Genomic DNA, 12843 nt, shown 5'->3' with positions numbered 1-12843 from the left:
CTTTAAAGTACCAGCGTTGAATTCAGCATTGCCACCTGCTCGTTATTCATTTCTTCAATCCATGTAGCATAGATTTCATACACCATCTGCGCATTATCGTGCCCCATCTGATTAGCAATAAAAGACGGGTTAGCGCCTGCAGACAACAACCAGCATGCGAAAGTGTGCCGTGTATGGTACGGATTGCGGCGACGAATGCCAGCACGTTTTACAGCAGAGTTCCAGTGAGTGCCAATACTGCTCAATGAGTAGCAAGGTTTTGGGCGCCATTTTTCGTTTTGGACATAGGCGCAAACACTGCGAAAAATGGTAGTTATTCGGCGAATACCTCTGATCACGCTTTATTCGGATAAATCTTAAGACTATTCTACGGACGTGTTTATGAAAAGGAGGTTGTAATGCTTGCCAACTATATATCGAAGACAAGCGAAGAGAATAATCGCGCAGAAGTCGTAAAAGCAGCCTTAGAAATTGCAAAGGTATCTGTTGGGCGCTATGACGCAGCTGCGGCATGCAAAACAGATAGAGAAATGCAGCATGTTGCACAGCAAATTAAAGCTCTCGCTGATGCAATAGATGATGCTTTAAAAGTGTCCTGATGCTGACATTTTTATCAACTGTAGCCTCGCGGTAGCGGGGTTTTTTTATTATGCCGCCTGTGCGTAGCCTGCCGATATCCTTCGGTCGTGAGTCTGAGGCATTGCGCTTTACCGGGCGGTCTTCTTTTGCGACAGACACATCCAAAAGGAAAACACCTATCACCAAAATTTACCTGGCGCTGTATTTTTTAAGCTGGATACGCTTTTCTGTCGTAGCGCGCTGGTTAAACTATCCGGCAGCAGCCAAAGCCCCGACTCATGACAACAAGTCCAACCAACCTGGTCGTTGGAGTATGAGTATTAGGAAAGTCTCTTAATATGCGATTCCGATAACGAAATGAGCATTATTTATTTCGGACCTGGCGAACAAACAGAATTCTAACCAGGTGTCCATCCACATTCATTGTACGATCCTCACCCGGTTGCATTCTGTCCTCCCAATTAACGTTTTGATCATTATGTTGTGTATGGAAGCGTACGGTATAAATGTCAGTGTTTTTTAGTACCTGAAGAGTCAGAGATGTAATCTCATCTCCGTGTTTCATCGTTGACGTTTGTGTCATGAACAAACCAATTACTTGCGGAACAAAATTTACGCCATCAATTATCACCCTTACAGAGAACATCTCACTGAAATTCCAGCATTTTCTCGATTCTGGATCCGGCTCTCCTAATGGCTTGAATTTATATGTGTTACATAAATCTTGATTTGCGTTTGCTGTGTGCGAAATGAAAAATAATAGTGATGCAAGGACAATTGAACGTTTCATAACCCCCCGTTAAATGAGAATGAATTGATTAATCAGTGTTAAGTATCAAATATTATTAGAACGGTTGGGATGGTAATTTCGAACTGCCAGCTCATGGACATCGGCAATGATTGTATGACAGCTGATTGAGGTATAACCATCAACCAATATTCAACATACGTAATTATTAAACAGCCAATCTACCCGGTGCTGCCTGTGCTCGCGCGTAGGGAGTATTTCGTTCAGGTCTGTCTGTCAAGTAACTTCGGCGAATGCTCCAGGAGGGATTTTATTAAAGCCATCTTTGCTGGTTAAAAAGCAGATACCGGCAATCAGCTGGTTCGTGAATACGGACTATTTCTATCGAAGAAAAATGCAACAACGACCATCGCAGCCGGCATTATGCTGACGGCGCTGTTCCTGCTGGCGGGAGGACGAGGAGTATCTGATTCGCGGCTTCCACGAGAGAAGTTTTCAGGCCTGCCGCTATTAGCCCGGCGTAGCGTAGCCACCAATGATAAACCAGCTGAGAAACGCGACTGCGACGATAAATACGATGATAGGGAAAGCAATACCCACTCTCATAACTGTTCTCTAATGCTTGAGGTGAAAAAGCAGGAGAGAACATTACCCAAAGCGGATCGACTGTGCAAATGTTATCACGCGAAAAGCGGAATATTGCTTACCGACCATTGCCTGGATAACTGTTTTAGACATAAGGGGAAAGAGTATTGCCGTTACGTTGAGCACATAACGGCGGACAAGGACAGTTACTCAGGATCTGCGGTTAGTCAGCACAAGGCTGAACTTCTTCCATTGATTTTCGCGTTGGCGTTGCAGGCTCCAGTGAATCTGCATCGTGCGGCGAGTTCTGCTTAATTTCATTCAATTGTTCTCAATTGCGAAGGAATAGTCAGACAGTGGTTCAGGTCTGAACATGAGTATGGCTGAGTTATTTGACAGTTTTATATCAGCGATGTCTGTTATGGCAGGATTTTCAGTGAACAGGCGAGTTTCTTGCAGGTATTGTGAGGAAATGCCCGTCCTTCAGACCACTTTCTGTTCCGGGAATTTGCCTTTTACTACGCCGTCGTAGTAGCGGCCTTTTGATACAACCGTCAGAAATACGGTGAAAATTCTTTCCGGCACGCCGTGGTACTGCAATGCGCTTTTATCATTAAAGCGGACTTCCAGCGTATTTGTGCGCTCATCATAGCCAATGGACGCAATACGGGAGGATTTTACGGGATGGTGTCGCATGCGGGTGTCCTTTACAACTCGGCGCGGGGAAGGTCTATCATCCACCAGATGCGCGGTCTGTTGCAAGACGCACAGAAACAAAAAGCCTGCAAATATGCAGGCTTTTTGTTCGGCTTATCCCATTATTCTGTCGAACTTTTTTCCGATTTACCCGCCATTTGGGCGAGGAAGTCATAACGTTTTTGCAAATCGGCGGCGGCATCTTTCCAGAGTTGTTCTGCCACCTCCGGTTGCTGGGCGTTGAGGCGTCTGAAACGTTGCTCGTTGAGCAGCGTTTCGGCCAGCGCATCGGACGGCGGACGGGAATCGAGTGCCAGCGGCAATTTGCCTTCATCCGCACGGCGCGGGTCGAAGCGATAAAGTGGCCAGAAGCCGGTTGCCGTGAGTTGACGCATCTGATCATGACTTAACGCCAGGTCATAGCCATGTTCCTCGCAGGGACTATAGGCAATGATCAACGACGGGCCAGGATAGGCTTCTGCCTCCTGAATCGCTTTGACCGTCTGGTTGAGCTGCGCGCCAAGTGAAATCTGCGCAACATAAACATGACCGTACATCATCATGCTGACGCCAAGATCCTTACGTGCCTTACGCTTGCCATGTTCGCCAAACTTGGTGACTGCACCAAGCGGCGTGGCTTTCGATGCCTGACCACCGGTGTTGGAATAACACTGGGTATCCAGCACAAGGATGTTGACGTTCTCGGTCAGGCTCAACACATGATCGAGGCCGCCAAAGCCTATGTCATAGGCCCAGCCGTCACCGCCAATCAGCCAGATAGATTTCTCAACCAGCGCATCGGCATCGGTCAACAACGCTTTGGCTTCCTCGACACCGGCCAGCGCCTGACGCAGCGCAGCAACCTGTTCACGACGCACTTCCGGAGTCGCGTCGGCATGCAACGCATCATTGAGTTCGCCCGGAATGCGCCCGGAGAATTGTTCCAGCAGGCGCATCACGCGTTTGCGGTGCTGATCGACGGTCAGGCGGAAGCCCAGACCAAACTCGGCGTTATCCTCAAACAGGGAGTTTGCCCATGCCGGGCCACGTCCTGCCGCATCGGTGGTATACGGCGTGGAAGGTAAGTTACCGCCATAAATCGACGAACAACCGGTAGCGTTAGCTATCAGCATACGATCGCCATAAAGCTGGGTCAGCAGCTTGATATACGGTGTTTCACCACAGCCGGAACAGGCACCGGAATATTCGAACAGTGGGCTGATAAGCTGCGAGGTACGAATATCGATACGTTCCAGTTTGCTGCGGTCAATTTCCGGCAGATTGAGGAAGTAATCGAAATTCACTTTCTCTTCTTCTACGTGCTCCAGACGCGACATCATATTGATGGCTTTAATGTCCGGGTTCTGACGATCTTTGGCCGGGCAAACTTCGACGCACAGGTTGCAGCCGGTGCAATCCTCTGGCGCTACCTGTAATACATACTTCTGGCCGCGCATATCGCGGGATTTTACATCCAGCGAATGCAGACTTGCCGGGGCATGTTCCATCGCCTCCGGTGAAACGACTTTGGCGCGAATAGCTGAATGCGGGCAGGCCGCAACGCAGTGGTTACATTGCGTACAGAGTTCCTCTTTCCAGACAGGGATCTCTTCGGCGATATTGCGTTTCTCCCAGCGCGTGGTCCCCATCGGCCAGGTGCCGTCTGGCGGCAGCGCAGAGACGGGCAGGGCGTCGCCCAGGCCTGCCAGCATGGCGGCTGTGACGGTTTTGACAAAATCGGGTGCGGCATCGGAGACCACCGGCGGACGGTGCGCGCTGGCAGGATTTACCTGCTGCAACGGAACTTCAAACAGCGATTCGCGCGCCATCGCCAGCGCCTGCCAGTTGCGTTCAACCAGTTCCTGACCTTTATTGCTGTAACTTTTTGCAATTGCGCCCTGCAACTCTGCCAGCGCGCTGTCACCCGGCAGGATCCGGGTCAGATGGAAGAAGGCCATCTGCATAACCGTGTTGATACGCGCGGCCAGTCCACATTCGCGGGCAATTTTCGCTGCGTTAATGACGTAGAAATGGGCTTGCTTCTGGTTCAGCACGGCCTGGACTTCCTGCGGCAGTCGATCCCACACTTCGTCCGCATTGTACGGGGTATTGAGCAGGAAAATGCCGCCGGGTTTCAGGCGCTCCGCCATTTGGTATTTATCAATAAATTGCAATTGATGGCAGCCAACGAAATCCGCCTGTGATACCAGATAAGCCGAACGAATCGGATGTTCACTGACGCGCAGGTGCGACACTGTCAGGCCGCCCGCTTTTTTGGAGTCGTAAACAAAATACCCCTGCGAATACCATGGGGTTGAATTACCGATAATTTTGATGTTGTTCTTGGTGGCCGAAACACTTCCGTCACTACCAAGTCCATAAAACAGGGCTTCCAGCCGGGATGTTGAGGGCAACGTGTTTTCCGGCAAGGGCAGCGACAGGTTTGTCACGTCATCATAAATGCCGACGGTAAAACGCGGTTTAGGTTTGCTGGCACGCAACTCATTGAAGACGGCCAATACACAATCCGGGCCAAACTCTTTGGATGACAAGCCGTAGCGTCCACCGATAACGCGGGGCAGCGTTTCACGTTCACCATGGTTAAAGGCTTCTGCGAGTGCGGTCATCACGTCCAGATAGAGGGGTTCAGCCAGTGCGCCCGGCTCTTTTGTGCGATCGAGTACGGCAATAGTTTTTACCGACTCCGGTAAGACGGAAAGCAGATGCTGTGCGCTGAACGGGCGGAACAAACGCACTTTCAGTACGCCGACTTTCTCACCACGGGTGAGCAGTTCATCGACGACCTCTTCACAGGTACCAATCGCCGACCCCATCAGGATAATAACGCGCTCAGCCTGAGGATGTCCGTAATATTCAAACGGTTTGTACTGACGTCCGGTGGCGGTTGCAAACGCATCCATAGCCTGCTCAACGTGGTTATAGACGGCGTTGTACCAGGGGTTGGTTGCTTCGCGCGACTGGAAAAAGGTATCCGGGTTGGCGGAGGTACCGCGAATGACCGGGTGTTCCGGATTAAGCGCGCGTGAACGGTGGGCATCAATATCGTCCTGCGGCATCAGGGCGCGGATCGTGTCGTCAGAGAGCGGTACAATCTTGTTGATTTCGTGCGAGGTTCGGAAGCCATCAAAGAAATGAATAAACGGCACACGGCTTTTCAACGTCGCGATATGTGAAATCAGCGCAAAGTCCTGCGCTTCCTGAACACTACCCGCACAGAGCATCGCACAGCCAGTCTGTCTGACGGCCATCACATCAGAATGATCGCCAAATATAGAGAGCGCATGAGTGGCAACCGTACGGGCCGCTACGTGTAATACGAACGGTGTGAGCTGACCGGCGAGTTTATACAGCGTCGGGATCATCAGTAACAGACCCTGCGACGAGGTAAAGGAGGTGGAGAGGGCGCCCGTCTGCAGCGCACCGTGTACCGCAGCAATAGCCCCGGCTTCTGATTGCATCTCCACAACGCGTGGCGTATCACCCCAAACGTTACTGAGCCCATTTCCGGCCCAGGCATCTGCCTGCTCAGCCATGGTTGAGCTTGGCGTAATGGGATAGATGGCGATAACTTCACTGGTGCGGAACGCCACCGAAGCGACCGCGCCATTACCGTCAATAGTGATCATATGGAAACTCTCATTGCTTAAATGTCAGTTTTAAAGCGACGTTATGCGTGCATTGCGACTCGCTGGATCAGCGCAGTTACAGGCATTTTTTATTTAATAGATTTATCGGGTTTATTCAGGTGTCTCTTCGCTTCGTTTTCAGGGGCTCGTGGTTTGTCCTTTTCCCATTCCAGTTGCCCCTCTTCGCCATGCTTTACGTCAGTATAGACAGCCAGAGGCCGGAGGTTTTTGATCTCATGGGCTCTGGCGGCAGTTATCAGCCTGATAAATGTATTCTATTCAGTCGTTCGGGCTCTGGTGGTAACCACTTGAGCGTGTCGTGTTATGTTCATTCACCCGGAAAATAGCGCAATTTTGTTATCGCCATTTTCCCGTGAGTAGCACTACTTCGTTTTGCAGGGGGTTATGTGAATCCCTGTGACGCACAGCAGGGAAAAAAATTTTTTTTGAGCCCTTGAAAAACGGTTTTCAGTGCTTATTTTAATCAGCGGACAAGCCAGGCTTGCCTTTAACTTGAACTTTTGAATCCAACATTCAGGAGGTTAATTTATGGCACTCAGAACCTTGTCAGCACTTCCGGGCTTTTCTGATTCTGTCTTTGCTGACCGTTTCAACCGTATCGATAAACTTTTTAGTCAGTTAACCGGGGATTCGCCTGTTTCGGCGTTACCCGCCTATGACCTGAAAAAAGTTGATGAAAATAACTATCTCCTAAACGTAAGCGTTCCAGGCTGGAAAGAAGACGAGCTTGAAATCGAAACCGTGGGCGGCACTCTCCATATCTCGGGTAAACGTGCTGTTAATGACTCCCAGGATGAACAAGGGTGGATTTACCGAGGCATACGTCGTTCCGATTTTCGTTTAAGTTTCTCGTTACCAGAGCATGCGAAGGTCAGTAATGCAAAACTGGAAAGCGGGCTTTTAGAAGTGACTATCTATCAGGATATTCCTGAACATGAAAAACCGCGGAAAATCGCCATTGAGAACAGCCAAAAAGTGATTGAGCATCAAGCTGAATAATTTCCGTTAATATTTTGCCTGTCACAGGCCCGCTCAGGCGGGCCTTTTATGCAGGCGGACGCCAGATAGGCCGCGCAATTAACGCGAATCCGCCGGTGCTGTTTCGCCCGCAGAATTTTTCCGCCCATGCAGTTGTTCACAGCTTCCTGGATACGTTTAAACATCGCATACAACTTTTTACTTTTGCTCCAGCAATATAGCCGCTGCATGTTACCAACATACAGGGTCATTGATGATGGGTAAGACGTTAAGAACGGCGTGGTTTTTACTGATTTTGTCATTGGGTTCGGCCGCAGCTTACACAGAACAGCCTCCAGTTCTTTTGCAGGGGCACAATAATGTCGTCCGACATTCATCCGGGGAGGGTGATATTGCCGAAAATCCTGATGAACATGTCAGAGAATCAATGGAACAGTTCTTCCGTAAGGCACATCGCTGAACGCGTGTGTAAAAAGTCTTAGAGAACCTGTCCCTCTGACAGGTTTTTTATTTCCGACTTGACCAATCGCGCACGATCGTCCCACTACGCAGCACATAAATCTGAATCGTTTTTTTATCTCCAGAACCTGTCAGCCATGCCGTTGGCCAACGCATTGCGGTTTACTATTTTGCGTTTGCGCAAAAAAATAGCATCAAAATGTTTCCAGAACGCATAAAGGTGCGGTTGCGCTCTCGACGTACCGCGCTGTGCTGCCTATGATGCTTAGGTTTTGCTAAATCATTGGGGGATGAGAAATGCGTTCAGCGTTTTGGGTAGGGTGTGCTGTGTTATTACTCTCTGCATGCAGCAATGAACCCGTACAGCAGGCAACGGCCGCACATGTGGCGCCGGGATTACGCGCGTCCATGTCCAGCAGCGGCGAGGCGAATTGCGCAATGATCGGTGGGTCATTGTCTGTCGCACGTCAACTGGATGGATCTGCTATCGGGATGTGCGCGCTACCTAACGGCAAACGTTGTAGCGAACAGTCGCTTGCCGCCGGAAGTTGTGGCGCTTACTGAGCCTGGTCTGCCTGGGTGTAAATCAAGGTTTGATCGGCGGTTGTCAGCGTAAGCTGGCCATCGGTAAGATCGACCTGCGCACCTTCACTGAGCATTTTACCGATGACATTGTCCAGCGCGTTGCGCTGGGCATCAGCACACATCATCCGCGTCATCGCCATCTTTTTCACCGTCAGCGTGCCTTCGGATAATTTCCCCTGACCCGTAAAGCGATTGCACATGCTGCCAGAGACAAGCATTTTAGCGTCAAAATGGATTTCTGCCGGATGCTCGCCCTTATCGACGGCTTGTCCGTTTACTGTTTCCAGCACGAAGCGGTGCTGTGCAAGCTGTGTTTCGTTTACTGAATTTTTGCTCACGCCGTGACTTACGCAACCGGATAGCAGCGCGCCAAAGGCTAACAGGGTAATGATCCTTTTCATCTGGTCCTCAAAGAAAATCAACATAACGGCAGGATAGTAACAGACTGCGGTAATCTGATATTGGCAGGAATTGTCTTAAAGGGTTCCCTTCGCAGGAAGGGAACCACAGCGTTTACACCAGCGCGTTAGGACAGGTTTCGCCGTTCTCAAGCTGACGCAGATTATCCAGTGTGGTTTCAGAAATACTGATCAGCGCTTCTGCCGTCAAAAATGCCTGATGCCCGGTAAAGAGCACGTTATGACATGCCGACAGGCGACGGAAAATATCATCCTGAATGACGTCGTTCGACTTGTCTTCAAAGAAGAGATCGCGTTCGTTTTCGTACACATCCATTCCCAGCGAACCGATTTTCTGGTTTTTCAGTGCCTCAATTGCCGCTTGTGAATCAATCAGACCGCCACGGCTGGTGTTCACGATCATGACGCCATCCTTCATTTGATCGAAGGCTGCGTGGTTAAGCAGGTGGTAGTTCTCCGGCGTCAGTGGGCAGTGCAGAGAGATAACATCGGACTCAGTAAAGAGGGTCGTGAGGTCGACATATTCTACGCCTAACTCAAGTGCAGCAGCGCTCGGGTAAGGATCAAATGCCAGCAGACGCATACCGAAACCTTTCAGGATGCGCAAAGCGGCGACGCCAATTTTCCCGGTACCAATAACACCGGCCGTTTTACCATGCATAGTAAAGCCCGTCAGACCTTCCAGAGAGAAGTTGGCGTCACGGGTACGCTGATAAGCGCGGTGAATGCGGCGGTTCAACGCCATCATCATACCGACAGCATGCTCTGCCACGGCTTCGGGAGAATAAGCCGGAACACGCACGACTTTTAGTCCTAACTCTTTTGCCGCATCCAGGTCGACGTTATTGAAACCGGCACAACGTAGCGCGATGAATTTCACGCCATGCTTTTTCAGCTCTTCCAGGACCGGGCGACTGCCGTCATCATTAACAAAAATGCAGACGCCCTCGCAGCCATTAGCCGTTTTTGCCGTTTTCTCGGTAAGTAGAAAGTCGAAAAATTCAATCTCGTAGCCGAAATGCTCGTTTACGTGCTGCAAATACTTTTTATCGTATTGCTTTGTGCTGTATACCGCGAGTTTCATAAGACTTTCTCCATTAGATTTGTCACCACATTAGCATGATTAAAATAATCGTGTAAATACTAAAAAATATTTGATAAACAGAGACATATAAAACAGTTTAAAACATCTACGCTTAAAATGGGCAACGACTTCACCTGTCAGGCTAAACATGCCACAATAATGGCCAGAATCGGCTTAATTATACGCAAAATCAGGATATTAACTGCCCATGAAGGGTAAATACAAAGCCGCAATCGCACTGCTACTGCTGTTTATTTTGCTGCCGCTGACGCTGCTGCTTACGCTCGCGTATTGGGTGCCCACGCTCGCAGGCATCTGGCTACCAGCCGGTACGCGTATTGTTTTTGAAGACAGCCCACGTTTTACCCGCCATTCGTTGGAAATCCCTGATCTGCATTATCTGATTGAGGATTGCCCTCTGGCGCTGGTCAAAAATGCGCACCTGACGCATCCGAGCCGCTGGAAGCTCGAAATAGGGTCGTTGGACATCAACACGGCCTGTCTGGCAAAACTTCCCGATACGGAACCGTCTCCGGGTGCGCCGACAACCCTGGCAGAATGGCAATCCATGCTGCCTAAAACGTGGGTTGATATTGACCGCTTCACCGTCTCGCCCTGGCAGGAGTGGCAAGGGAAAATCTCGCTGGCGTTATCCGAAGAGGTTCAGGTGATCCACTATGACGGCGCGCAGGTTTCCTTCGGGGCCCGTCTGCGCGGACAGTTGCTCACGCTGACGCAAATGCAGTTGCGTCTGATCGAGGGCGAACCGCCCGTCACGCTGGGAGGCGAGTTTATCCTGCCAAATGTACCTGATGGCCTCCCGGTTAATGGTCATGCCAGCACCACGCTTACGCTACCGACGGAACCATTTCTGGTCGATGCCGATCTGGAGTGGCGTAATAACGAAGGGCAACTGATCATTACCGCACGCGACAATCCAGAACCTATTTTGGATCTGCCCTGGCAGGCGACAAGGGAACGTTTGACCATTAGCGATGGGCGCTGGAACTGGCCTTATCAGGGTTTTCCCTTAAGCGGGCGCATCGGATTACGTATCGATGGCTGGCAGGATGGTTTGCAGAACGCAGAAATCAGCGGGCGCCTGAACGTCCTGACGCAGGGCGATGCCGGTAAAGGGAACGCAGTACTCACCATAGGTCCGGGGCGTCTGGATAGTATAAACAGCGATATGCCGCTGCAACTGACGGGCGAAGCTAAACAGGGTGAGATGATTTTCTACGCCGTGCTGCCTGCTCACCTGACAGGCGGGCTCAGCGACCCGAAACTGGCGTTTACGCCCGGCGCGTTGCTGCGCTCCAGTGGACGCGTGATTGACGCACTCAATATTGATGATGTTCGTTGGCCTCTGGCGGGCGTCAAAGTCACCAGAGCGGGCGTGGACGGGCGGTTACAGGCCATTCTCCGTGCCCATGAAAACGCGATGGGTGATTTTGTTTTACACCTTGACGGCCAGGCACGCGATTTCCTGCCAGACGATGGGCTGTGGCAATGGCGTTACTGGGGGACAGGCAATTTTACCCCTATGAGTGCCCGTTGGGATGTCAATGGACGGGGCGAATGGCGTGATAAAACTATTTTACTCAATGATTTGTCTACCGGTTTTGACCAGTTACAATACGGCACGATGCATGTTAGTTCGCCACGTCTGGTGCTGAATGAACCCGTGCGTTGGCTGCGTGATGCGGATCACCCGCTTTTCAGCGGCGGGTTAACCCTTGATGCCGGCAAGACTACCTTCACCGGCGGGAGCATCCTGCCGCCTTCAACCTTAACGTTTAGCGTTGAAGGGAGCGAACCGACGATCTTCCAGTTCAAAGGCGATTTACGCGCGGAAAAAATAGGGCCGGTGCGGGTAAACGGGCGTTGGGACGGTGAGCGCCTGCGGGGTCAGGCATGGTGGCCGCGCCAGTCGCTGACGGTTTTCCAGCCTTTGGTTCCGCCCGACTGGAAGATGAATTTACTGGATGGTTCTCTTTATGCTCAGGTCGCCTTTTCCGCCGCCGCCGGGCAGGGCTTTGAAGCGGGTGGGCACGGCGTGTTGCGTGGCGGCAGCGCCTGGATGCCGGATAACCAATTCTCAGGCGTCGATTTCGTCCTGCCTTTTCGTTACCGCGAAGGAAACTGGCAACTGGGGACGCGCAGACCGGTATCGTTGCGTATTGGTGAAGTTGTCAATCAGGTAACCGCACGCAATATTGCTGCCGATTTACAGGGCAATTATCCCTGGAGTGAAGAAAATCCCTTACAGTTGAGTGACGTGAGTATTGATGTCCTGGGCGGAAAAGTGACGATGAGTCAGTTGCGTTTACCGCAACACGATCCGGCGCTGCTGCGCTTGCGTAATATCTCATCAAGCGAGTTAATCAGCGCCATTAACCCTAAACAGTTCGCAATGTCCGGTCCTTTCGACGGTGCGCTACCTTTATGGCTGGATAACAACAGCACATGGATTATCAAAGACGGCTGGTTGCATAACCCCGGTCCCATGACCTTACGGGTGGACAAAGACACGGCTGACGCTCTGGTGAAAGATAATATAGCGGCCGGTGCGGCAATCAACTGGTTGCGCTATATGGAGATATCACGCTCCTGGACGACGCTCAATCTGGACCGTCAGGGCGTATTGAAAATGAAGGCGGCCATTAAAGGCACCAGTTTTGTGGAAGGAAAGAGTAATACGGTGAACCTGAACTATGCCCACGAAGAGAATGTCTTTGAGTTATGGCGCAGTTTGCGCTTCGGCGACAATCTGCAGTCTCTGCTAAAACAAAAGGCAAAGTTACCCGCGGTTCCCTGTGCGAATGGGAAAAAGTGTGAGGATAAACAATGAAAACGCTGCCAGTAATAACGATGACAATGATGCTGGCTGCCTGTACGCCGCGGATTGAGGTGGCTGCACCGAAAGAGCCGATCACCATCAATATGAATGTGAAGATCGAGCATGACATCAATATTAAAGCTGATAAGGAAGTGGAGACGCTGCTGGAGAAACAGAACCCTCCTGCGAGCGCAGGAGGGTAA

General features: G+C 50.9%; 12 protein-coding genes and 1 pseudogene. 6 read left to right on the top strand and 7 right to left on the bottom strand.

The genetic code is table 11. The features are described from left to right. Positions 1 to 2: 2 nt before the first annotated feature. Positions 3 to 266: pseudogene (locus L2097_RS07335) on the bottom strand (tyrosine-type recombinase/integrase); the annotation flags it as partial. A 132-nt stretch (positions 267 to 398) separates the two neighbouring features. Between L2097_RS07335 and L2097_RS07330 the strand changes: the two are divergent. Then, positions 399 to 599, top strand: coding sequence for a hypothetical protein (locus L2097_RS07330; RefSeq protein WP_047370451.1), 201 nt, complete (start codon positions 399 to 401; stop codon positions 597 to 599). A gap of 344 nt (positions 600 to 943) precedes the next feature. Here L2097_RS07330 and L2097_RS07325 read toward each other — a convergent pair whose 3' ends face one another. The 4 genes from L2097_RS07325 to nifJ all read right to left on the bottom strand — a co-directional run bounded on the left by L2097_RS07325 (position 944) and on the right by nifJ (position 6255). Continuing rightward, positions 944 to 1369 carry a hypothetical protein gene (locus L2097_RS07325; RefSeq protein ID WP_250352499.1) on the bottom strand — a complete coding sequence of 142 codons (426 nt, stop codon included), beginning with the start codon at positions 1367 to 1369 and terminating at the stop codon, positions 944 to 946. A gap of 468 nt (positions 1370 to 1837) precedes the next feature. Next, positions 1838 to 1933, bottom strand: coding sequence for a YoaK family small membrane protein (locus tag L2097_RS07320; protein ID WP_142518653.1), 96 nt, complete (start codon positions 1931 to 1933; stop codon positions 1838 to 1840). Positions 1934 to 2395: 462 nt separating this feature from the next. Further along, on the bottom strand, positions 2396 to 2608 hold the full coding sequence (locus tag L2097_RS07315) for a KTSC domain-containing protein (RefSeq protein ID WP_047370447.1): 213 nt from the start codon (positions 2606 to 2608) through the stop codon (positions 2396 to 2398). A 122-nt stretch (positions 2609 to 2730) separates the two neighbouring features. Next, the gene (gene nifJ, locus L2097_RS07310) at positions 2731 to 6255 is read right to left on the bottom strand and encodes a pyruvate:ferredoxin (flavodoxin) oxidoreductase (protein ID WP_250352498.1); all 3525 of its coding nucleotides are present in this window, start codon (positions 6253 to 6255) and stop codon (positions 2731 to 2733) included. A gap of 549 nt (positions 6256 to 6804) precedes the next feature. Between nifJ and L2097_RS07305 the strand changes: the two genes are divergently transcribed. The 3 genes from L2097_RS07305 (at position 6805) to L2097_RS07295 (ending at position 8277) form a co-directional block, all read left to right on the top strand. Continuing rightward, positions 6805 to 7275 (top strand): Hsp20 family protein, encoded by a 471-nt coding sequence (locus tag L2097_RS07305; RefSeq protein WP_047370445.1) that lies wholly within the window; start codon positions 6805 to 6807, stop codon positions 7273 to 7275. 232 nt (positions 7276 to 7507) lie between these two features. Continuing rightward, on the top strand, positions 7508 to 7714 hold the full coding sequence (locus L2097_RS07300) for a hypothetical protein (RefSeq protein ID WP_047370444.1): 207 nt from the start codon (positions 7508 to 7510) through the stop codon (positions 7712 to 7714). A 296-nt stretch (positions 7715 to 8010) separates the two neighbouring features. Continuing rightward, positions 8011 to 8277: a putative hemolysin gene (locus L2097_RS07295; RefSeq protein ID WP_250352497.1), complete on the top strand. Its 267-nt coding sequence runs from the start codon at positions 8011 to 8013 to the stop codon at positions 8275 to 8277. On the opposite strand, the gene hslJ is transcribed toward L2097_RS07295, so the two are convergent. Both hslJ and L2097_RS07285 read right to left on the bottom strand, forming a co-directional pair. After that, a complete protein-coding gene (hslJ, locus tag L2097_RS07290; protein ID WP_229222201.1) occupies positions 8271 to 8699 on the bottom strand; it encodes a heat shock protein HslJ in 429 nt (142 codons plus the stop codon). The two genes, L2097_RS07295 and hslJ, sit on opposite strands and share 7 nt — an antisense overlap. Before the next feature lie 112 nt (positions 8700 to 8811). Beyond that, complete coding sequence (locus L2097_RS07285; RefSeq protein ID WP_250352496.1) at positions 8812 to 9801, bottom strand: 2-hydroxyacid dehydrogenase; 990 nt, start codon at positions 9799 to 9801, stop codon at positions 8812 to 8814. Between the two features lie 208 nt (positions 9802 to 10009). On the opposite strand from L2097_RS07285, the gene L2097_RS07280 reads away from it, so the two are divergent. Together L2097_RS07280 and L2097_RS07275 are read left to right on the top strand one after the other, a co-directional pair. Then, the gene (locus L2097_RS07280; protein WP_250352495.1) at positions 10010 to 12652 is read left to right on the top strand and encodes a YdbH family protein; all 2643 of its coding nucleotides are present in this window, start codon (positions 10010 to 10012) and stop codon (positions 12650 to 12652) included. Further along, the gene (locus tag L2097_RS07275) at positions 12649 to 12843 is read left to right on the top strand and encodes a YnbE family lipoprotein (protein WP_250352494.1); all 195 of its coding nucleotides are present in this window, start codon (positions 12649 to 12651) and stop codon (positions 12841 to 12843) included. The genes L2097_RS07280 and L2097_RS07275 overlap by 4 nt, the downstream gene beginning before the upstream one ends.

The organism is Citrobacter sp. MNAZ 1397 (assembly GCF_023613995.1).
GTDB lineage: Bacteria > Pseudomonadota > Gammaproteobacteria > Enterobacterales > Enterobacteriaceae > Phytobacter > Phytobacter ursingii.
The sequence above is the reverse complement of the archived record's forward strand: the minus strand, read 5'-3'. Positions and strand labels throughout refer to the sequence as shown.